The sequence below is a fragment of the Collinsella sp. TF12-2AT genome, from assembly GCF_003436735.1.
Taxonomy (GTDB): domain Bacteria; phylum Actinomycetota; class Coriobacteriia; order Coriobacteriales; family Coriobacteriaceae; genus Collinsella.
In genome coordinates this window covers 41,259-63,384 of sequence record NZ_QSQK01000011.1, presented here as the reverse complement: position 1 = coordinate 63,384, position 22,126 = coordinate 41,259, and the positions used below count along the sequence as shown (strand labels likewise).

Sequence of the window (22,126 nt, the reverse complement as noted above, 5' to 3'; positions counted from 1 at the left end):
GAGGAAGTGATGGCGCAGGGGACGTTTGTGCAGGCGCTTCGCAAAGAGGCGGCGTTGAGCGGCACCTTTATGAAGGGGCGTTCGCTCATGCTCAACGGCGCCGTGCTGTCGATCGAGGACAGCGGCTCGCGCTTCTCCAAAAACGTGACGGTCGAGGGCTCGGTGCGCGGTTCGCGTGGCGACCTGTACAAGACGCACGTGGCGCTCGACATGGACGAGCACGAGGTGATCGACTACGACTGCGATTGCCCCGCCGCCTATCGTTACCCCGGTATGTGCAAGCACGCTATTGCCACGGCTCTGGCGTATCTGGATGCCAGCGGCGCCGAGCCCGTCGAAGGTTTGCGCACGCCGGTCCGCACGTTTACGGCGCAGCCGAAACAGCCCGCGCGCACCGCGCCCAAAGCGCCGGCCGTCAATCCCAACTTTCCCTTTCCGGCGCCCGTCCCCACGAGTCCCAGCCTCATGGCGGCGCTCTCCGATCTTTCGGACGCGCGCATGGATGAGCTGGCGAGCATGCGCCGCAAGCTCGCCAGCAGTGTGGATTCCGATGCCCCCAAGGCGGTGTTGGAGCCCTCGCTGGTGCCGTACTACAATCCACTGTTTGCCGACCGCTTTAGCTGGGCGCTTGAGCTTCGCATTCGCTGTGGATCGGTCTCCTACGTGGTCAAGGACATCGACGGCATGGCCGATGCCTACGTGCGCGGCGGCACGTTCTCCTATGGCAAGAAGCTCACGTTTGTTCATTCACCTGAGGCCTTTGACGAAACATCGACAAAGCTGCTCAACCTTGTTGTGACGACAGTTGCCTATCTCGATGACATCACAAGCTCGCGTTCGGCGTCGTACGACTTTGCCCGCAGCGGTTTTGTTGCCGAGCGTCAGTTGCCGCTGTCCGAGCATAGCATCGTATATGTGCTGGACCTGCTGCGCGGCCAGACCATCTCCTTTGAGCCCGCCTGGTCGCGGGGGACGACGACGCATCGCACCTACGACGTGGCGGTTGAGCTGTCTCCGCAAGGGGAGGACGAGGCGTCCTCTAAGCGCCCACCGCTGCTTGCCGCCAAAATCGCGCCGGCGGCTGGTGGTAGCTATGACCTGCGCCTGCCCGCCGATATGTACTGCTTTGCGTCGGGCGATGCCGCCTACTTGGTTGACACGCGCCGCGCGCGCCGTACCGACGCTGCATTTGCTCAGCATGCCGCACCTTTTTTGTCGCGCTTGCTGCCGTGCCGCACGCCCGCCCATATTGCCGCCGAGCAGGTGGGTGAGTTCTGCCGTATGGCGCTGCCCATTTTGCGCGACTACACCGACCTCACCGCGCCCGCCGCGCTCGATACCGTGGCACCCGAGCCGAGCTTTGCTATGGCGATCGGTGTCGACGATGGGCTCGTGACCTGCATAATTACGGTTACCTACGGCGATTGGTCGGCGGATCTCTTTAGCCTGGGCGCTCCGGGCAGCCCCTTCGAAGAGCAGCGCCCCGGTGTGCCACCTCGCGACGAGGTGGCGGAGTTTCGCGTTATGGATACAGCGGCCCTGTACTTCGATTTCTACAAGGGCGGTCTGGCGTTTGAGGAGCGCGATGATGAGAGCCTGTTCTGTCTGCTGACCGAGGGTCTGTCCGCCCTGTCCGAGCTGGGTGAGGTCATGCTCAGTGACCGTCTGCGCCAGGTCTCGGTCCGCCCTGCGCCCAAGCTTTCGGTGCGTGCGACCGTCAAGAGTAACCTGCTCGACGTCGAGCTGGGCGCGAGCGGGCTTTCGGCCGCGGACCTTGCCGTCTATCTCGATTCGTACAAGCGCCACCAGACGTTTGCGCGCCTGACGTCCGGCGACATCGTGCGCCTGGATGAGGGAGCGCGCGCCGCGTTTGGCCTTGCCGAAGATCTGGGTGTCGATGCCGTCGACCTGCTCGACGGCGTGTCGCTTCCCGCGTCGAGCACCCTTTTTGTCGATAGCATGCTCGCGCGCACGCCGGCGCTCGAGGCCGATCGCGACGCCGCGTTCCGCCGCACCGTCGAGCGCCTGGACACGCTCGGCAAGATGGACTTTACGGTACCCGCCTCGCTCAAGGCAACGATGCGCGGCTACCAGGTCGACGGATACCAGTGGCTCGGCTCGCTCGAACACCTGGGCCTTGGCGGCATCTTGGCCGACGACATGGGCCTGGGCAAAACGCTCCAGATGATTGCGCATATTCTGGCGCGCGTGGAGGCGGGGGACACCAAGCCCACGCTCGTGGTATGCCCGGCCTCACTCGTGTACAACTGGACCGCCGAGCTGGAGCGCTTTGCCCCGTCGCTCGATGTGTGCGCCATCGTGGGCGCCAAAGCTCAACGTCGTGTACAGATTGCCGGCGTGGCCGAGCATAGCGTGGTTGTGACGTCGTATGATCTTATGCGGCGCGATATCGACGAGTACGTCGAGCAGGATTTTGCCCGCGTGGTGCTCGATGAGGCCCAGTACATTAAAAACCCGCTCACGCAGGTGGCGCGCGCCGCAAAGCGCCTGCCTGCCGGCGTGCGCTTTGCCCTGACGGGCACGCCCATCGAAAACCGCTTGTCCGAGCTTTGGAGCATCTTCGACTTTTTGATGCCGGGCCTTTTGGGGACGCGCGAGTCGTTTGCCAAGCGCTTTGAGAGCCCCGTCGAGCATGCCGAGGGCGATAGCGCCGCTCGCCTGCAGGCGCTCGTGTCGCCGTTTGTGCTGCGCCGTGTTAAGGAAGACGTGGTGGCCGACCTGCCCGAGAAGATCGAGGACACCGTCATGGCACAGCTTACCGGCGAGCAACGCAAGCTCTACCTGGCCAACCAGGACCGCATCGCCCAGCAGGTGCAGCACCGCGAGGCTGGGGAGTTTAAGAAGGACAAGCTCAAGGTGCTCGCCGAGCTCACCAAGCTGCGCCAGATCTGCTGCGACCCGCGTCTACACTACGAGGATTACAAGGCGGGGAGCGCCAAGCTCGATACGTGTATGGAGCTCGTGCACGGCGCACTCGACGGCGGGCATCGCATCCTGTTGTTCAGCCAGTTTACAGGTATGCTCGATATCATCGGTAAGCGCTTGGCCAAGGAGGACATCGCCTTCCTTAAGCTCACGGGCGCTTCGTCTAAGGAGAGCCGCGCCAAGATGGTCGCGCAGTTCCAAGCGGGCGAGGTTCCGGTCTTTTTGATTTCGCTCAAGGCGGGCGGCGTGGGCCTTAACCTGACGGCGGCCGACGTGGTCATCCACTACGACCCGTGGTGGAACGTGGCGGCGCAGGACCAAGCGACCGACCGCGCGCATCGTATTGGCCAGCAACATACCGTGACCGTGTACAAGCTCATCGCCAAGGACACGATCGAGGAGCGCATCATGCAGATGCAGGAGTCCAAACGCGACCTGGTCAACAGCGTGCTCGGCGGCGACGGCATCTCCTCGGCGCTGTTTACCCGCGAAGATGTTCTGGCGCTGCTGGGCGGCGACGGGCGCTAACCCGCTCGGGTGGGGCCGCCAGGGCGGATAGCGCACGCTGCCCCATCGTCCCCGCCCGTTATGTGTTCATTTGCAATGCCGTGGATGGTTTGTCTGCCTTTGGGCATAAGAACCATCAAGAACATTGGCACGTCAGCAAAGGAGAACATCATGGCGAAATTCTTTAAGGACCCCGACGGTAAGCTCATTGCCGCCCTTGGCAACGACGTTGCAACCCCTGCCGGTTGCACGGAACTGACCGCAAACACTGAGGACGCGGCGCACGAGAAGCACGTGCCTGTTGTCGAGACCGAGCGCGACGGTCACGTGATTCGCGCACGCGTTGGCTCGGTCGAGCACCCCAGCCTGCCCGAGCACTATATTGAGTGGATCGCCCTTGAGGCCGAGGGCCGCTTAGAGGTCCATTACCTTGAGCCCGGCATGAAGCCCGCGACGTTTTTTGCCGGCGGTTCCAAGACCGGTACCGTCTATGCCTACTGCAACCTGCACGGGCTGTGGTCCGCGACATTCTAGGAGCGCGCCCCCGCTCGGGGTATCATAGCTAGCATATGCACATGCGAGCGCCGACTGCATCATGCGGCCGGCGCTTTTACTACGATTTCGATGGTTTACGACGGAAAGGGCTGAGCCATGAAGCTCGCGCTTGCACAGATCGATATGCGCCTGGGTGATATTGAGGGCATTTGCGGCCGCATCGAGGACCAGGCTCGTCTGGCCCACGAGCGCGGGGCGCGCGTGCTGTGCGTTCCGGCTCCGCTCTTTATGGGCGCCATGCCCGGGGGCCTGGTGGGCACTGCCGACTTTGAGCACGACATGCTTGCCGGCTTGACTGGTGTCGCCGAGCGTATCCAGGAGCTTGACATGATTTGCATCGTGCCCGCGGCGGTTTCGTTTGAGGGCCAGCCGCTGCTCGACTACATGATGCTCAAGGACGGTCATGTGGTGCCGGCGCGTTCGAGCATTGCCCTGCAGCGTGGTGAGAACAACGACACGCGTTGGGCGCCGCCGGTGTTCGACGTGGACGGCGTGCGCATCGCCGTGATTTTTGACTTGGACCGCGAACTCGAGATGTTGCCGACCGGTGTTGACCTCATTGCGTATTTCCAATTCAACGCGTTTGACATGACCGACCGCGAGACTGCCGCCATTGCCGCCGTACGCAGCGGCGCCTACCGCAAGATCGCATCCAAGCGCAGCGTGTGGTTTGCCTGCATGGCGCCGGTCGGTGCCTATGACGAGTCGGTGTATACCGGCGGTTCGTTTGTGCTCGACGACTGTGGTCGCGTGGTGGCCCAGGCGCCGTGTTTTGAGGAGAGCCTGCTGGTTCAGGAGATTCAGCGCGGCGTGATGCTCGATGCCCTGGAAGATCACGAACTGCCCGAGTTCCGTTCCGAGGAGTGGCTGTGGCAGGCGCTGGTGCTCGCCGTGCGCGACAACGCCCGAGCCCACGGTGCGTCGCGTGCTGTGGTGGCACTCGAGGGCGACTTGCCGTCGTCCCTGCTGGCGGCGCTGACCGTCGACGCTCTGGGCCCGCGTAATGTGATTGGCCTGGTGCTGGGGCGCAACCGTATCTTTACGCCGGCGCAGGAAGAGGCCGAGGCTGCCCGCTGTGCCGCCGTCCGCGCCATCGCCGAGCGTCTGCACATTCGCACCGTCGAGCGCGATGCACCGGATGCGGCGCGTGTGCTCGATCGCGACGTGTCGGCGGGCGATGCCGAGCGTCTGCGCTCGCGCACGCTGGGCCTCATGCTGGAGGACACGGCGCTCGAGCTGGGTGCGATGGCGCTGAGCCCGCTGTCCAAAACCGAGTACGCGCTGGCGGCGCCGGCGCTTTGCGGCGGCTACCAGGGCGATTACGCGCCCTTTGGCGATGTGTACCTGTCGACGCTTGAGTTTGTGGCGCGTGTGCGCAACCGCACGTCTGCCGTGGTGCCCCAAGAGCTCGTGACGCTCAACGCGGTGGAAGATTGTATGGAGCGAGTGCTGGCGCAGGCGCTCTCGACGCTCGACGGTCCGGTCGATATGCTCGACCGCGCGGCACAGCTGCTCGGCGGGCTTGAGCCGGGTGAGGTCGATGGCGCGCTCGAGGCGCACGTGGACCGCAATCGATCTTTCGACGACATCCCGATGGCCGCTGGCAAGCCTGAGGCCTGCTCGCTGCTGCTGATGCTCGTGCGTCAGGGCGAGGCCGCCCGCCGCATGCTGCCGACGGCGTCGATCGTCTCAGCCCGTTCGTTTGTCGAGCGCGCCTGGCCGTACATGCTCGCGTGGTCCGACCTGGGGCTTAACGGCAAGGAGCGTATGACGGTCGATTCGCTGGCGCGCGCCGAGGTGCGCCGTTTTGCTGACGAGGATACGAGCGAGCGCGTGCGAAACGAGATGATGGGCGTGCTGGGCGAGCTACTGGGTATTTCGCCCGAGCAGATGGAGGAGCTGCGCTCCGAGGACGGCCAGCGCCGCCTGCACGAGGGTATGAAGAAGTTTGAGGGCGAGGTCCAGGACGCCATCGATAAGATGATGGGCGGCCAGGGTGGCCCGCAGGGTGGCCCGATGCCGCATCCGCCGGTTGATCCCCGACAGTTCCCCTTTTTCTCTCAAAATTAACTATGGGATAGGGGCAAGGTTACGCGGTTTTGCCAAACCGCGTAACGAGTCGACGCTGCGCGAGCCCCTGCCGGTCAATCTGCCGCTCAAACCGTCGCTTGCGTACAGAAGTACGCGGCGCTCCTCTTTCGCGACACCTTGCCACGGCAGGGACTCGCTCGCTGACTTATGCTCAACCTATGGTTCAACCTTGCTTGCTAGATACGGTCTCTGTTGTGTTATTCTAGAACAGACGTTCGTGAATGATGCTCGGGGCCTTGCCTTGTGCTGTATTTGTGACGAGGGGAGGTTGGCTTGGTCATTTTGGGTATCGACCCCGGTTTGGCCCATACGGGCTGGGGGATTATCGAGGAGCGACGTGGCGAGGTTCGCTGCCGTGCCTACGGTTGTATCGAGACCAGCGCGGGCAGCCCGCTCGCGGTGCGCCTGTCGCATATCGCCCATGACCTTAAGGATGTCGTCGAGCGTTATCGACCCGACACGGCTGCTGTCGAGAGCATCTACTTTGGCGCCAACGTTCGTTCGGCCATCCCCACGGCACATGCCCGCGGCGCTGCGCTTGTGGCGCTTTCGGAGTGCGCGCTCGAGATCGGCGAGTACACGCCTATGCAGATTAAGCAGGCTGTTGTGGGCACCGGAGCCGCGGACAAACGGCAGGTCGCGTATATGGTTCGTACGCTCACGCAGCTCGACCACGACCCGCATCCCGACCATGCCGCCGATGCCCTGGCTTGCGCCATCTGCCACGTAAACCTCAGCCGCACCCGTGCCCTTACCGGTGGCGAGTTCTATCAACAGAGAGGAACCGGATACTGATGATTTCCCAGCTCCATGGAACGCTTGTCGAGGCCACGATGAGCTCGGCCGTCGTCGACGTGTCGGGCGTTGGCTTTGAACTCGGCATCTCGGGCAGCACTGCGGCCACGTTGCCGACGCCCGGCGGCGAGGTCCGCCTCTACACGCGTATGCAGGTGCGCGAGGACGCCATGACACTTTTCGGTTTTTCTTCAAAGGATGAGCGCACGATGTTCGACCGGCTCGTGTCCGTCTCGGGCGTTGGCCCGCGCTTGGCGCTCGCCGTACTTTCCACCTATACCGTGGGACAGCTGTATTCCCTGGTGATGGCCGAGGACGACAAGGGCATGGCCAAGGTGCCCGGCGTGGGCAAAAAGACCGCCCAGCGCCTCATCTTGGAGCTCAAGAGCACCTTTGCCAAGGACAAGGGCTTTGTGCCGGTCGATGCGATCCCCGGTCAGGTTGCGATGCCCGTGCCCGCCGCCGCTCCTTCGGCGATCGATGACGCCCGTGCGGCACTCCTTTCCATGGGCTTTAGCCCGCAGGAGACCGATGTCGCTCTGAGCGGGTATGATGGGCAGGATATGCGTGTCGAGGATTTGCTCGGCGCGGCGCTTAAGCGACTCGGAATGGATGCGTGATGTGGGAAGCCGATGACTCTCAGGACCTGTGGGCGACGCCCGGCAACTCGCCGGCGGCATCCATGGCGCACGGCGAGCGCATGGTGGGCTCGGAGCTGACGGCCGAGGACCTCGATGTCGATCGCACTTTGCGCCCCCAGCGCCTGGACGATTACTGCGGCCAGGAGCATATCAAGCAGAGCCTGCGCGTGTTGATCGAAGCGGCGCAGAGCCGTGGCGAGACGCTCGACCACGTGATCTTCTCGGGCCCTCCGGGTCTGGGCAAGACCACGCTGGCTACGGTTATCGCCAACGAGCTGGGCGCTCAGATCAAGACCACGAGTGGCCCTGCCATCGCGCGCACCGGCGACCTGGCAGCCATCCTTACTAACTTGCAGCCGGGTGATGTGCTGTTTATCGACGAGATCCACCGCCTCAACCGTTCGGTCGAGGAGGTCCTGTACCCCGCGATGGAGGACTTTGCCCTCGATATCGTGATTGGCAAGGGTCCGGCGGCGCGCTCGATTCGCCTGGATATTCCCAAGTTTACGCTGGTGGCGGCAACGACCCGCTCAGGCATGTTGACCGGCCCGTTGCGCGACCGCTTTGGCATTTCATATCGCCTGGATTACTACACGGTCGAGGAACTCGCGCAGATTGTTACGCGCTCGGCGACTATCCTGGGCGTGACGATCGACCATCCCAGTGCACTCGAGATCGGCTCGCGTTCGCGCGGCACGCCACGTCTTGCCAACCGCCTGCTCAAGCGCGTGCGCGATTACGCACAGGTGCGCGGCAACGGCCCCATCGAGCTCGATATCTGTCGCCAGGCGCTCGAGTTCTTCGAGATCGATGAGCTCGGTCTGGACTGGATGGATATTCGCATTTTGGAGACGCTCGCTAAGACGTTCTCCGGTCGTGCCGTGGGACTTACGACCCTTGCCAGCGCGGTGGGCGAGGACCCGGGCACGCTCGAGGATGTCTATGAGCCGTATCTGCTGCAGTGCGGGTTGATGATTCGTACGCCGCAGGGCCGTCAGGCAACCCTTCGCACCTTTGAGCACCTGGGGATTGAACCTACCGTTTAGGGCGCTTTGTTTTGGCGGGCTGTTGGGCTATCGCTGGGCATCGGGTAAACATATCGCCGTTCATCGGTTATGGGTGTTTTACTATTGCGCGCCCGTGCTATGCTGAATTGGTCTTTTTCTCATTCGGTAACGAAAGGACCGCCCATGCCTACTGACATCGAAATCGCACGTTCTGTCACGCCGCTGCCTATTACCGAGGTGGCCAAGAACGCCGGCGTCGACGTTAAGCACCTTATTCCGTACGGCTTCGACAAGGCTAAGGTCGACTATTCGCTGCTCAACGAGCCGACCGATCACCAGGCCAAGCTCGTCCTCGTGACCGCTATCAACCCAACGCCTGCGGGCGAGGGCAAGACCACCACGACCATCGGTCTGGCCGATGGCCTGCGTCGTCGCGGCGTCAAGAGCGCCGTGGCCCTGCGCGAGCCTTCGCTCGGCCCCGTCTTTGGTGTTAAGGGCGGTGCTGCCGGCGGCGGCTGGGCTCAGGTGATCCCCATGGAGGATATCAACCTGCACTTTACCGGCGACTTCCATGCCATCGGTGCTGCCAACAACCTGCTGGCCGCCATGCTCGACAACCATATTCAGCAGGGCAACCAGCTCGGTATCGATGTTAAGCGCATCACCTGGAAGCGCGTCGTCGACATGAACGACCGTCAGCTGCGCCATGTCATCGACGGTATTGGCGGCAAGGCCCAGGGCGTGCCGCGCGAGGACGGCTTCGATATCACCGTTGCCTCCGAGGTCATGGCAATCCTGTGCCTGTCCACGAGCATCAATGACCTCAAGGAGCGCCTGGGCGAGATTGTTGTCGGCTACAGCTATGCCGGCGAGCCCGTTCGCGCCCGTGACCTTAAGGCTCAGGGTGCCATGGCGGCCCTGCTCAAGGATGCGCTCAAGCCCAATCTGGTGCAGACGCTCGAGGGCACGCCCGCGTTTGTCCACGGCGGTCCCTTCGCCAATATTGCCCACGGCTGCAACTCCATCATGGCCACGCGTATGGCGATGCGCTTTGGCGATGTCGCCATTACCGAGGCCGGCTTCGGTGCCGATCTGGGTGCCGAGAAGTTCCTCGACATCAAGTGCCGCATGACGGGCGTTCGCCCCAGCGCCGTCGTGGTCGTCGCCACCGCTCGTGCGCTGAAGTACAACGGTGGCGTCGCCAAGGCCGACCTCAACGAGGAGAACCTCGAGGCACTCAAGGCCGGCATGCCCAACCTGCTGCGTCACGTCGACAACATCCAGAACGTTTATGGTCTGCCCTGCGTAGTCGCCATCAACCGCTTCCCGACGGACACCGAGGCCGAGCTTGCGCTCATCGAGTCCGAGTGTCAGAAGCTCGGTGTCAACGTTAAGCTTTCCGAGGTCTGGGCCAAGGGCGGCGAGGGCGCACTCGAGCTTGCCGATGAGGTCATGCGTCTGATTGAGCAGCCGAGCGAGCTCAAGTTTGCCTATGAGGACGGCGCCGATGTGGCCGACGCTCTTGAGGCCATTGCCACCAAGGTCTACCGCGCCGACGGCGTTGACTTTACGCCGGCCGCCAAGCGCCAGCTCGCCGAGCTGCGCGAGAACGGCTTTGGCAACCTGCCGGTGTGCGTGGCCAAGACGCAGTACAGCTTTAGCGACAACGCCAAGGCCCTGGGCGCTCCCGAGAACTTCCGCATCACGGTGCGTGAGCTCAAGGTTTCCGCCGGTGCCCACTTTGTGGTCGCGCTGACTGGCAGTGTTCTGACCATGCCGGGCCTGCCCAAGGTCCCCGCGGCCGAGAACATCGACGTCGACAACGACGGCAACATTACCGGCCTGTTCTAAGTCTGCTGTCCATAGCTGCTAGCCCGCCCCGCCGTGCCCGCAAGGCCCGGCGTGGCTTTTTTATCCTTAGGCCCGCGCATGTCTTGTAGATACCGACGGGCTCTGCCCATCATAGGCTTTTGCGCGGGTAGAATGCATGGATAACTTGAGGCTCACGCGCGACGGAAAGGAATCGTTGCATGGATCAGGACAAGACAACCGTGATGGGCGGCTACGGTTCTGCGCAGGCTGGCGATAGCGCCGATGCGACCCGCGTTGTTCCCAACCCCGGTTATACCGACCCCGCCGCGACGCAGCCTTCTGCCGAGCCAACCCGGGTTATGGGCTATGGCGACACAGCGCGGGATTCTTATGCTGTATCTTCGCAAGGCCCCTATGGCAACGCAGCTCCGGACCCGTTTGATTACGCGCCGCAGGATTCTTATGCCGCCTCGACGCCGAATCCCTATGATGACCTGCCGCAAAATCCCATTCCGCAGCCTCAGCAGACGACGTATATGCCTCGCACGGCGCAGTCTCGCTACGAGTCGCGCGAGCCGTATCGCGAGTACCCCAAGTCGATTCCGCAATATGGCGAGGACGAGGAGAAGAAGCCGTCGCGTTCGTCGAGCGTGATCAAGAAGATCCTCATCGTGCTGGCGATCTTCTTTGCGCTGTCGGTTGTGTTTGCCATTGTGTCGGGCATGCTCAACAAGCGAGGGAGTTCAACGGCCGATACCGCTGCCGAGCAAACCGAGTCCGCCTCGTCTAGCACCGTCGATCTGAGCGATATCCCGGGGCAGTACTGGTCCAACGCCAAGAAACTTCTCAAGTCGCGCGGCGCCAATCTTTCGAATGCCGTGGTCCTGACTGATGATGGCTCAACGCCCGTCATCGATGCCAACTGGGTCGTTACTTCTGCTTACTATAACGACAGCGGCAACCTCGAAATTCAACTCACGCACAAGAATAGCTCGGGCAACTCGCCCGACGGCCAAAGCGGTACCGACAGCTCGAGTTCCAATACGCTGGAGGACTTGAGCAACAAGGCACAGGAGTTGGGAGACAAGGCGCAAGAGCTGGGCGATACGGCACAAAACCTGGGCGACACCGCGCAGAACTTGGGCGACATGGCGACGGGTGCCTGGAATGCACTGCAAAACGGCATCTCGGGCGCGCAGGGAAACTAGCTGTTAAGCGGGCTACAGCTGTTCAGCCGACGGTCGGGCGAGCTAAAGCCCGAGTCAAACGTAACGACGCATGAGGCATTGGGTCGGCGCTCGTGCACGATGCGCGTGACGAGCTCCAGCAGCTCCTCGTCGGATATGTCAAAGCCGTCGGGGCGCACCAGGTCAAACGAAACGAACCCGTCGTGCTCGTGCAGGTCGTGGATGGAGAGCGCGGGGTCGATCTGCATAACGCCGCGCTTGACCCAGCCGCGCAAATCATCGCCGGTTGTCGCGATGGGGTCGCAGTGCAGCGTGATGCCAATGCCCATCTGGCGCTTGATGTCGTGCTCGATGGTGTCCAGGATCTCGTGGTGCTCAAATGCGTCGCCCTCGCCGGGCATCTCCACGTGAGCGCTGGCAAACTGACGACCGGGGCCGTAGTCGTGCACCATCAGGTCGTGTGTGCCCAAGACCTGCGGATAGGACATGATCTTGTCGCGGATTGCCTGGACGAGCTTGGGGTCGGGCGCTTGCCCCAGCAACGGGCTGATGGCGTCGCGCACTAGGCCCATGCCGCTGATGCAGATGAAGATGCCCACACCCAGGCCTGCCCAGCCATCGAGGTCAAAGCCGGTCGTCTGCGAAATAAGCGCCGCCACCAAGACCGAGCCCGAGGTGATGACGTCGTTTTTGGAGTCCTGTGCTGTGGCAATGAGTGTTTCGGAATCGATACGGTTGCCCAGCGCGCGGTTGAATGCGGCCATCCAGAGCTTAACGAGCATGGATGTAGCCAGTGCCGCAAGGGAAACGAGCGTGTAAGCGGTGGGGGAAGGCTTGATGATCTTGGTGACCGACTCGAGGATCAGGTTGATGCCGACGGCGCAAACCAGGACGGCGACAAACAAGCCGGCGAGGTACTCGTAGCGGCCGTGGCCATAGGGGTGGCCTTCGTCTGCCGGGCGGCTGGCGAGGCGGAACCCGAGCAGGCTCACGATGTTGCTCGAGGCATCGGAGAGGTTGTTGAAAGCGTCGGCGATGAGGGAGACGGAGCCAGCGAGCAGGCCCGCGATGCCCTTGGCCAGGCACAAGGTGATGTTGAGGCCAATGCAGATGAGGCTTGCGGCGAAGCCCGCGTTGGTGCGGCGGGAGGTATCGACCGGCTCGCCCTCGCTGCCGGGAACAAGCGTATGTACCAGCCGATTTACAAATAGCATAGCGGTCGTCCTCACAATCATGTTTAAGGGGATAGTGTAGCTCGCGCGGGGGCGCCGTGCACCGATACTCAGAAAATGCAGCAATAGTCTGCCGGTGCTAACGAGCGAGCCTTCTCGTCTGCCTGGGTGGTCCATTTTGGGCCACATGGGTATGGGCACGTGCTTACCTGCCCAACATACTTAATGTCGACAGCCCCAGTGCAAAGGAGGACGTATTCATGGACGAGATGTTTGCCATTAAATGCCAAAACTGCGGCGGCCCTATGTACTCACACCAGGCTAAACGCAGCTTTGAGTGCGCCTATTGCGGCACGGTCGTTCCGTGGCAGGCCGATGCGGGGGAGCCCAAGAGCGCCCTGGGCATTCGCCATACGCCACTGACGGTTGTCGATGGGCTGCTTAAGCTCACGCATGTGTCGCAGCTCGAGCGCCCGGTGGACCCCGACTGGTATTTCTTTAATGAGCACTGGCGCAATCAGTCGGTTCTGGAGCATCTGCTGTGGGAAGACCGCGGCACGGCGCAGGAGTTCCAAGAAGCCACGCACGTGAGCATTCCCTGCCCCTTCTGCGGCGCGTCCTTTGAGGGCGAGTCAACGCAGCGTGTGTTTGAGTGCCCGTCCTGCGGCAACAAGATCGGCATTGCCGACCTGCTCAAGCCCGGTACGTTTAGCAAACGTCTGACCATGGGCGTGGGTGCGGAGTATGTGCCGGAGCAGGGTATTCCCTGCGAAATCTCACCGCAGCAGGCACGTGCCAACGCGCTGCAGCTGGTGCGCCAGTACCCGGATGCCTTTGCCGGGCACGACGTGGAAGACGCGATCCAAAACGACATGATGCTCTTCTATTTCCCCATGGCGCTGGCGGACCTGCGTATGATGGCGAGCTTCCCGGGCAAGGGCCTGAGCAAGGAGACCTTGGTGTACTACGAGGTACTCGATTGGGCGTATCCGCGGGCAAACTACCTGGACGTTCGTCTTATGGGCATTTTGGAGCCGTGGGACTTTGGCAAGGTGGGGCCGTTCGATCCTGCCATGCAGGAGGGCGACTTTCGCGTTGTCTCCGTCGATGCATCTACCAAGGACCAGGTGGTCATTGATAAGCTGGCGCTCGACATTGCCGGCAACGATGCCGAGGCGGTACTGGGGCTCAATAAAAAGAGCATTCGCATGTGGGCGCGCAAGGCCCGCAAGCAAAAGGACGGTCTGGTGATGGTGCCGGTCTACTTTGTCGATCGTCCGGCGACGGATAGCCGCGACGGCGAGCAGGTGCGCATCGCCGTGAACGGCCAGACGGGCCGCGCGGCCGCGGTGGTGTTTAGCGACAAGCGCGAGACGCATATCGTGGCGCCGCTCAACCTGAGCCTTCATCTGTCCGGCGAGAGCACCGTGCACGCCACGCCCATCGAGGTCAAATACGTTAAGTCGCCGTTTCTGTACCAGATCGTGCGCCGTGGAGGCGGCGAGCAACCGCGCCAGGTTGCAGCCGCCGTCGAGGGTTCCTACCGAGAAGAAAAGCCCAAACGCAAGGGCTTGCTCGCTGCGATCTTTGGGAAGTAGGGAAGCGCAGCGCGGGACGGCTCACAGGCGTGCGGGCGTTTCGGTCGCAACGTGCTGCTACCCTTGCGTTTCGCCATTGGTCGCTTCGTTGATGGCGCGGTACTCGGCACTCAGCTCGCGCGCCAGCTCTTCCTTGCTTGGAAGATACGGCAGGTATTTGGCGGCAAACACTTGGTCGTTGTCTTCGGGCAGCGTGTACTCGACGATCGAATCGCTTTTGTCCGCGCAGAGCACGATGCCTATGGGCGGATTGTCGCCTTCGTTCATGAGCTCACGCGTGTAGTAGTTCACATACATTTGCATCTGGCCCAGGTCCTGATGCGTAAGGTCATCGGTCTTAAGGTCGATGAGCACGAAGCAGCGCATCAGATAGTTGTAAAAAACAAGGTCAATATAGAAATGGCGCCCATCAAAGGTGATGCGCTTTTGGCGCGCCTCGAAAGCGAAGCCACGGCCAAGCTCCAGCAGGAACTTCTGAAGATGTGTGATGAGCGCCTGCTCTAGATCGCTCTCGCGAAACGCAGTATCGTCCGAGAAACCTAAAAACTCCAGTACATATGGATCGCGGATGATATCCTCGGGGCGACGAGCTGGGGCGCTCTTTTGGATTTCTTGGGTGACAGCCTCCTTGTCTTTGCTGGCAAGTAGGCGCTCGCGGAACATGGTGTTGATCTGGCGTTCGAGCTGGCGCGTGCTCCAGCGAGAGTCGGCGCATTCGTTCATGTACCAGGTGCGAGCTTCGGGGTCAGGAATGCGTATTAACCTGCGGTAATGTGTCCAGCTCAATTCGGGACGCAGTGAGTCCCGAATTGGAAATGCAAGATAGAACTGACGCATTTTGCGCAGCTCTCTTGCTCCAAAACCTTTACCAAAATCCTTGGTAAGTCTGATTGCGAGGGCCTTGAGCAGCGCCTCTCCATACTTGGCGCGCTCCTCTCCGCCCTGCTCATCAACTATGCTCTTGCCGATCTCCCAATACGCCTCAACCATCGCAAAGTTAACGGCGGTATAGGCCTTGTCGCGAGCGGCGTTGAGAATCGAGGAAACCTGCTTGTAAAAACCTTCGGGCACGATTGCCGATTCTCCACGGTTTACCAGTTCGCCCATCACTGTCGCCCCACTTTCCTCTTGTGGAATGCATCTTTATCGCATCTAGTTTAAAGCCTCGCGCGGACACGAATTGCTGTGCTGTCTGGCACCTTCGCATGGGAGCCTTGCGGTGACTAAAATGTGACCATAAAGGCAGTTTTAGCGAACCCCACGGGAGTGACATGCATGGACAAGAACACGCTGCTATTCCAGGATAAAGGTTCGGGTAGGTTTAAAGACGTCAAGATCTACCCTAACCGTATTGAGGTGCTCAAGAAGGGCACGTTTGGTGGCAAGCACACCGAGATTGTTTACCTTAAGGACATCACTGGGGTCAACAGGATCAAGGGTCGCGACGTTTTCCTGCGCAATCGACTGTTAACCGCTTGCGTCTTTAGTCTGAGCAGTCGTGCGAAGGCCCAGGAGTTTGTTAACGCGCTGAACATGGTGATGTAGCCCATGGCGGCGTTCGGGCCAAGGTAAAAATCGGGGGCACAGAACGGTGTCCTGCGCCCCCGATTGAGTCGATGTGTCTAAAAGGCGGGCTTGCCTACTCGCTGTCGTCCCCAGCGTTGTCGCGGTCACTGGCAAGCATTGCTGCACCTGCGACCGTTGTCGCCACGGCGGCGGCAGCGAGCCCGGCGGCAACGCCAGAGCTGTCGCCCGTGTCGGCGAGCTTTCCGCCCGAGCCCTTGCCCTGGCCTCTCTTGTTGCTCTTGCCGTTCTTGTCGGCGCCGCCTGCGTTGGAACCCGTGTCGCTGCCGGTGCCGCCCGCACTGCCCGAGGCCGCTACGGTAAAGCTTGCGGCTCCGTCGCTGGCGAGCGTGTAGTTCTGCGCCGCGTCGCCCAAGAGACCGTTCACGCGCACCCAGTACGTTCCTGCGGCAAATGTTTCGCCCTCGGCCATTGCCGTGCCCGGAGCGCCGTCCGCGTCGTGCACAAACTCGAGCTGGGCCGTGCAGGCATCGGTTTCGAGCTTGCCCTCGAGTGATGCCGCAATCTTGGCGCGCACGTCTTCGCCGGCCTTAAGGCCTTCGAGTCCCTCAAAATGGGGCGTCAGCGCGCGTGGATCGATATCGATGGGCACAGAGCCCTGCAGCCCCGTAACGGTCTCGTTGCCCAGGGCGTCGACATCCACGTATTCAATGGCAAACGCATGGCCCGAAGCTGTCGCGTTGAGCGCGTTGCTGCTGTCAGCAAGGCGGAAATGACCCTCGCCAACGGTCTTGCCATCCTGGAATGAGGCATCGCTCAGCGAGTCGCCGTACGTCATGCGCATGCGGGTCGGGAGATAGTACGGGAGATAGTACGAAGCCGTCTGCTTGTGCTCCGTATCGTAATTGCGCTGGTAGATGCTCCGGGCCAGCGCCGCATCAACAAAGTCGGATGCGATGATGCCAATGTGCTTGAGGTAATCTGACTTTGTATCCTCGGTGCCGCTGGGGTTGATGTACGGGCTCTTATACGGATGCTCGTTGACTACTCGTGCCGAGGTAAAAGGATTGCCTCCGTGCGACAAGCCCGTGCAGCTGGTGTAGTTGATAGACCAGCAGCGCTCCAGGACTTGCTCCTTGGCCCCGTTATCGTCCTCGACATCTACCTCGTTGCGCGTGCGCCCGGTCGTTTCCTTCAGCGCATTATCGACCCAGCTGAGCTTGTCGGTTCCCGTGAGTTTGTACTTGTCCTGGGCGTATACCTTGGTGCAATAGGGCTCTTTGTCGCCTGTTTCCCCCGCGGCTTCAAAGCCCCGCGCGTCTTGGACGAGACACATAGTGGCGCTGTCGGAGTGAGCCTTGATCTTGTCATCCCATTCGGTAAGGTCGAGGCCCCACGTGTGGCCGCTTACACTGTTGCCGGCGAGCCTAAATCGACGCAGCAGAACGATCTTTCCGCGCACCTCGTGTAGCGCGGGGATTCGGCTCGACGTATAGAACAGTTTGGGGTTGTCGTCCAAAACCTTGGCGAAAGCCGTCGTAACACTTTCGTCGGTAGCCTCGTCGTTGCCTCGTGATACAAGCATGATGAGCGCTTCTGTCGGGTTTTCGTTCAAAAACGTTTTGAAGTAGCCTATGACATCGGAAAGATGCATAAAGTACGCGTCTTTTTTGAGCAGGTAGTAATCCCCGTGGTCGATACCGGGGTCGTCGCCCTTTCCGAGCCGGATATCAAAATAGCGAATGCCTTCGAGCAACTGCGTGGGAATGTAATCCTGCTGGCATTTTACTTGCGAGGATTGGGGCTCAGTGTCGTTGTCCACGCTGCAGGTGCCCGAATCGTGCGTACCCGGGATGCTCAGCTCGTCGAGGAACTTGTTGTCGTCGACGTATTTCATCCAACATGGCCCATCGACGTAGCTGCTGTACGTGATCCAGTCGAGGCTGCTAACCGTGGCATCGTTCTTTTTCATGTCGTAACCGATAAGTTCGAGCTCCCACGGAATGCTCTTACTCTTATGGCAGATCTTATTGTTGTCCTGGTCTTCGCCGTTCGATTCTATTGCCAGGTACTTAATGTCTTTTTTCTCGGTTTCTTTCTCGACCGTGCGGTCTCGGATGATATAGGTTCCGTTTGATTGACGCTCGAACGCAAAAGCGCGGCTGGGCTTGTTGTCATACTCGCCGCCCCATACGTGGATGACCTTTCCATCTTTGTCAGAGTCGTCGTCGACCGACCAAATGCTGTAGCCCGTCTTTTTATGCTCTTCGAAATTGAGCAAGGTGCGGATAGCATACCAGTTTGTATCGTCATTCTTGGTCGTTACGTTCTCAAGGATGAGCTTGCTGGACGTGCCGTCGTTAAACAGGTGGCAGACGTTGCCGCGAACGTTGCCGTCTTGGTTGACGCTCGCGGTGCGAAAATAGCCCGCGGGGCGAAGGCGAATGACGAAATTGTCGAGGCTGACTGACGCTGTGGCAGCGTCTTCTGCAAATGCCGCGCGCACGGGAAGGCCCAATCCCGCGGTTTCGGGCAGGCTTACAAATGGCGACAATGCTGCGAGTCCTAGGCCCAACGTGAATGCTCGACGGCTGATGGCGTGGTGTTCGGTCATAACTCCTCCGTTCGCAGGGTGCGGTTATGCACTCATTTTGTTCACTATACTGCCCGGATGTCTAAACGTGTTGGCTTAATTGTCTGCGTGGCGCCATAAATCGGCGGGCGGACGCGTTGGGGCGCTTGTCTATTTGTGCTGCTACCGCGCTGGGGGTGGTTTTGCCGCCCGGCACCCTCGCGTTCGCCGGCTATCGGCATAAGAAAAGGAGGGTCGGTTTACCGGCCCTCCCTGGGTACGAAGCGCTGGGGTACCGTCGCTTGTTTGCTCTGCGACCGTGTTTCCCGTTGCGCTCGCCAGTCGCTTAGCGCTTGATCTCGATATCGTCGAGCTTGACGTCCATGGCCTCGGTCTTGGCCTTGGCAATGTCATCGGCAAACTCCAGAGACTTCATCATGGTCTCGACGGCGTCCTTGTGCTCCTCGACATTGTCGATGCTCACGTAAACGCTGCCGCCGCCTGCTTCGGTGAAGTACTCAGTCGTTACGCCGCCCGAGTGTGTATAGGAAGCGTTGCGCCAAGTCTTGCCGTTGTACTTGACGGGATCATTCTCGGTCCACTCAAAGTTGGCCTTCCATTTGGCCTCGTAGCCGAACAGCTCGTCAGCGTTCTTGTCAGAGTCGAAGACAGGGATGAAGCGATCGCTGGCGTGCTCGCTCTCGGTGAACTTAAACTGGGCCCTGTCGGCGGTGTCGCCGGCAACGTCGGTGATCTCGACGCCCTCGGGCACCTCGACCTTAAACCAAATGAAGTCGGTCCTCATATCCACGGCTGGCTTTTCTGCGCCGCCGCCACCGCCACTGCCGGTAGCGCCGCCGCTTCCGCCGCAACCCACCAGGGCAACCGCGGCAAGGAGACTGATGCAGAGTGTGAGAATCGCAAAGGCCTTCTTTTTCATGGTCGTGTCCTCCTCGATCTGTAACCGCCCATGGATTACCTGCCTTTACTGTACGCGTGGACGGCTCGCTAGGGTGGGCCATGTGTCCCATTCTGAGGGCCGGATTTGCGCCGACAAGTGGCAATATGCGCGGGTCCAAAAGAGGGGAGGGCCGATGCCTGTCGGCCCTCCCCGGGGTTGGGTGCCCGTTGCTTTAATGGGGCGCATGTGCGCAGGTGCGCGTAGGCGCGTGCGGGTGTCCCGTTACTTGAGCTCGATGCTCGAAATCTCGACTTCGCGCGCCTCGGAAACTGCCTCTGCCATGTCATCGGGGAACTCGATGGAGTTGAGGAGCGTCTCGGCTTCTTTCTTGTGCTGGTCGAAGTTCGAGATGAGGACGTAGACGCTTCCCGGCTCAACGTCGGTAAAAAGCATGGTTGAGATGCCGCTGTTGTCCTCGTATGTTCCGACGAGCCACGTCCTGCCGTTATACTCGACGGACCCGCCATCCTTCCACTGGAACGTATCCCCCTTCTTTTCTGCCTGGTCGGCGTGGGATTCCTCGGCTGTCATCGCTTTTTTCCAAACGGGGATAAAGCGATCGGCCGAGGCGTTCTCGTCTTCGGGGAAGGTGAGCTGGACCCTGTCGGCATTCTTGCCGGCGGAGTCGCTTACGCCGACGCCCTCGGGCATCTCGACCTTAAACCAGATAAAGTCGGTCTTCTTGGCGACGGGGGCCTTTTCCTTGCCCTCGCTCTTGGATGCGCTGCTGCCCCCGCCCGATGCGTTCTCGCCGCAGCCGACAAGGGCAAATGCGGCAAAGAGGGCGATGCAAAGGGAAAGGATTGATAGGGTCTTTTTCTTCATGGTGGCGTCCTCCTTGTCTGCCAGGGACATCGTGTGCCGCGGATCGCTGGGGCGGCGGTTGCGCGTGCACATGATGACTTTGTTTGCTGTGCGGTGATTCCTCCATTCGTCGTCCGGTGCCGTGATGAGCGTTGCCCCAACATGGGGCTCCTTACCTATATGTATGCCCCAGTTGCCGCTGCCCGGGAGTCTCGAAACGTGGGCCATGTGTCCCATGTTTGCGTTGGCATGGCCTATCGTTCGTCATAGAAATCCGCGATGGCCAGGTGCGCTGACGCCCATGTGCTTATGGGCTAGACTTAGCACCATTACGTGTTCGATGCGGTTGGTCGGCGGTTGCCGCCTGACCGATGTATATGACTTGAAGGTGCGTGCGTATGAGCCAAGAGATGATGGATAAAACCTGTCGAGAGTTTGCCGAGGCACTTGCCGCACGCGAGCCGGTTCCCGGCGGTGGCAGCGCGAGCGCCTTTGTGGGCGCGCTGGGCGCCTCGCTTTGTGGAATGGTCGCTCGTTATGGTGCGACCAATCCTGCGCTTGCCGATCGCGCGGATGACCTGACGCGCGCATTTGCCCAGGCAGATGAGTTGGCCCAGGAGCTTGTCGAGTTGGTTGCCGAGGACGTTCGTGCATATGGGCAGGTGTCCGCGGCGTACGGTATTCCGCGTGGCGATCCGGCTCGAGCGACCGCGATTCAGGATGCGCTGCATGTGGCCGCTATGCCGCCGTATCGCATTATGGATGCCTGCGGGCGTGCACTGGCGCTGCTCGAGGACATGGCCGACAAGGGTTCGCGTCAGCTGCTGTCCGATGTGGCGTGCGGCGCCGTGTTCTGCCGTTCCGCTATGCAGGGCGCGAGCTTGACGCTCTTTGCGAACACCACGTCTATGAAGGATCGCGCTCGTGCTGAGGAGCTCGAGACGGCGTGTGATGAGTTGCTCGACATGTGGTTGCCGCGCGCCGATGCGCTGGCGCGCCGCGCCGCCGACGCCGCAAGGAAGAGGGGATAGCCATGGCTGAACTGCTGAAGGGTGCCCCCGTTGCTCGCGCTTTGACTGAGGAACTTGCTGCTCGCTGCGTGGCTTTGCGCGAGCGCGGCGTTGTGCCGACGCTGGCTATCGTGCGCGTGGGTGAACGCGAGGACGACCTATCCTACGAGCGCGGTGCGCTCAAGCGCTGCGAAAAGGTTGGCATTGAGGCTCGCCGCGTTTTGCTTCCCGCCGATGTTTCGCAGGACGAGCTGTTGGCGGCCATCGAGGACATCAATACCGATTCGTCTGTTCATGGCTGCCTGATGTTCCGCCCGCTGCCCGCCGGCCTTGACGAGGACGCGGTTGCCGCGGCACTCGATCCTGCCAAGGACGTTGACTCCATGACGCCGGCTTCGCTGCTCACCACGCTTTCGGGGCGCGGCGAGGGTTTTGCCCCCTGCACAGCCGAAGCCGTGCTTGCTTTGCTGGATCATTACGGCGTTGAGCTGGATGGGGCCAAGGTCGCGGTCGTTGGTCGGTCGCTGGTGATTGGCCGTCCCGTTGCCGCCATGCTTACGGCTCGCAATGCCACAGTGACGACGTGCCATACGCATACGCACGACCTTGCTGCCGAGTGCCGTGCTGCCGACATTGTGGTTGCCGCCGTTGGACGCGCGCGTACGATTGACGTGGATGCGGTTCGAGAGGGCCAGACGATCATTGATGTTGGCATTAATTGGGACGAGGCCGCTGGCAAGTTGGTGGGTGACGTCGATTCTGATGCTGCGGAGCCGGTCGTTAACGCCATCACGCCCGTGCCGGGCGGCGTGGGCGCTGTGACGACGGCGATCCTCGCCAAACACGTGATCGAGGCGGCCGAGCGCGCATCGAAATAGGTTTTTGACCACAAGGGCTGCCGAGGCCGTGGTTTCGCCCTTTTTGCGCCGAAGCGATACACTGTT

The 22,126-nt window shown here is 61.2% G+C and carries 17 protein-coding genes; 12 read left to right on the top strand and 5 right to left on the bottom strand.

Annotation, left to right across the window (positions count from 1 at the left end):
* Positions 1 to 9: 9 nt before the first annotated feature.
* From DXD24_RS07975 to DXD24_RS07940, 8 genes are all read left to right on the top strand, one after another.
* Positions 10 to 3,474 (top strand): SNF2-related protein, encoded by a 3,465-nt coding sequence (locus DXD24_RS07975; RefSeq protein WP_117646504.1) that lies wholly within the window; start codon positions 10 to 12, stop codon positions 3,472 to 3,474.
* A 150-nt stretch (positions 3,475 to 3,624) separates the two neighbouring features.
* Entirely contained in the window at positions 3,625 to 3,987 is a 363-nt protein-coding gene (locus tag DXD24_RS07970; protein WP_089572163.1) for a desulfoferrodoxin family protein, read from the top strand.
* A gap of 117 nt (positions 3,988 to 4,104) precedes the next feature.
* A complete protein-coding gene (locus tag DXD24_RS07965) occupies positions 4,105 to 6,078 on the top strand; it encodes a hypothetical protein (protein WP_117564494.1) in 1,974 nt (657 codons plus the stop codon).
* 294 nt (positions 6,079 to 6,372) lie between these two features.
* A complete protein-coding gene (gene ruvC, locus DXD24_RS07960) occupies positions 6,373 to 6,894 on the top strand; it encodes a crossover junction endodeoxyribonuclease RuvC (protein WP_022095142.1) in 522 nt (173 codons plus the stop codon).
* Entirely contained in the window at positions 6,894 to 7,514 is a 621-nt protein-coding gene (gene ruvA / locus DXD24_RS07955) for a Holliday junction branch migration protein RuvA (protein WP_117564493.1), read from the top strand. The genes ruvC and ruvA overlap by 1 nt, the downstream gene beginning before the upstream one ends.
* The gene (gene ruvB / locus DXD24_RS07950; protein ID WP_022095140.1) at positions 7,514 to 8,581 is read left to right on the top strand and encodes a Holliday junction branch migration DNA helicase RuvB; all 1,068 of its coding nucleotides are present in this window, start codon (positions 7,514 to 7,516) and stop codon (positions 8,579 to 8,581) included. The genes ruvA and ruvB overlap by 1 nt, the downstream gene beginning before the upstream one ends.
* Before the next feature lie 144 nt (positions 8,582 to 8,725).
* Positions 8,726 to 10,393 carry a formate--tetrahydrofolate ligase gene (locus DXD24_RS07945; RefSeq protein ID WP_117564492.1) on the top strand — a complete coding sequence of 556 codons (1,668 nt, stop codon included), beginning with the start codon at positions 8,726 to 8,728 and terminating at the stop codon, positions 10,391 to 10,393.
* Between the two features lie 179 nt (positions 10,394 to 10,572).
* Positions 10,573 to 11,562: a hypothetical protein gene (locus tag DXD24_RS07940; protein WP_089572154.1), complete on the top strand. Its 990-nt coding sequence runs from the start codon at positions 10,573 to 10,575 to the stop codon at positions 11,560 to 11,562.
* On the opposite strand, the gene DXD24_RS07935 is transcribed toward DXD24_RS07940, so the two are convergent.
* Complete coding sequence (locus DXD24_RS07935) at positions 11,559 to 12,755, bottom strand: cation diffusion facilitator family transporter (protein ID WP_117564491.1); 1,197 nt, start codon at positions 12,753 to 12,755, stop codon at positions 11,559 to 11,561. The genes DXD24_RS07940 and DXD24_RS07935 overlap by 4 nt on opposite strands.
* A gap of 218 nt (positions 12,756 to 12,973) precedes the next feature.
* On the opposite strand from DXD24_RS07935, the gene DXD24_RS07930 reads away from it, so the two are divergent.
* Positions 12,974 to 14,311, top strand: a complete 1,338-nt coding sequence (locus tag DXD24_RS07930) for a hypothetical protein (protein ID WP_117564490.1) — start codon at positions 12,974 to 12,976, stop codon at positions 14,309 to 14,311.
* Positions 14,312 to 14,368: 57 nt separating this feature from the next.
* Here the strand turns inward: DXD24_RS07930 and DXD24_RS07925 are convergent, their stop codons facing one another.
* Complete coding sequence (locus tag DXD24_RS07925; protein WP_117564489.1) at positions 14,369 to 15,418, bottom strand: YhcG family protein; 1,050 nt, start codon at positions 15,416 to 15,418, stop codon at positions 14,369 to 14,371.
* A gap of 168 nt (positions 15,419 to 15,586) precedes the next feature.
* Between DXD24_RS07925 and DXD24_RS07920 the strand changes: the two genes are divergently transcribed.
* A complete protein-coding gene (locus DXD24_RS07920; RefSeq protein ID WP_117564488.1) occupies positions 15,587 to 15,856 on the top strand; it encodes a hypothetical protein in 270 nt (89 codons plus the stop codon).
* A gap of 94 nt (positions 15,857 to 15,950) precedes the next feature.
* On the opposite strand, the gene DXD24_RS07915 is transcribed toward DXD24_RS07920, so the two are convergent.
* The 3 genes from DXD24_RS07915 to DXD24_RS07905 form a co-directional block, all read right to left on the bottom strand.
* Positions 15,951 to 18,449 carry a phosphatidylinositol-specific phospholipase C gene (locus DXD24_RS07915; RefSeq protein ID WP_117564487.1) on the bottom strand — a complete coding sequence of 833 codons (2,499 nt, stop codon included), beginning with the start codon at positions 18,447 to 18,449 and terminating at the stop codon, positions 15,951 to 15,953.
* A 304-nt stretch (positions 18,450 to 18,753) separates the two neighbouring features.
* Entirely contained in the window at positions 18,754 to 19,347 is a 594-nt protein-coding gene (locus DXD24_RS07910) for a hypothetical protein (RefSeq protein WP_117564486.1), read from the bottom strand.
* A 243-nt stretch (positions 19,348 to 19,590) separates the two neighbouring features.
* Positions 19,591 to 20,193 carry a hypothetical protein gene (locus tag DXD24_RS07905; RefSeq protein ID WP_147326359.1) on the bottom strand — a complete coding sequence of 201 codons (603 nt, stop codon included), beginning with the start codon at positions 20,191 to 20,193 and terminating at the stop codon, positions 19,591 to 19,593.
* A 377-nt stretch (positions 20,194 to 20,570) separates the two neighbouring features.
* On the opposite strand from DXD24_RS07905, the gene DXD24_RS07900 reads away from it, so the two are divergent.
* Both DXD24_RS07900 and DXD24_RS07895 read left to right on the top strand, forming a co-directional pair.
* Positions 20,571 to 21,203 (top strand): cyclodeaminase/cyclohydrolase family protein, encoded by a 633-nt coding sequence (locus DXD24_RS07900; RefSeq protein WP_055250908.1) that lies wholly within the window; start codon positions 20,571 to 20,573, stop codon positions 21,201 to 21,203.
* Positions 21,204 to 21,205: 2 nt separating this feature from the next.
* Entirely contained in the window at positions 21,206 to 22,060 is an 855-nt protein-coding gene (locus DXD24_RS07895) for a bifunctional 5,10-methylenetetrahydrofolate dehydrogenase/5,10-methenyltetrahydrofolate cyclohydrolase (RefSeq protein WP_117564484.1), read from the top strand.
* Positions 22,061 to 22,126: the final 66 nt, after the last annotated feature.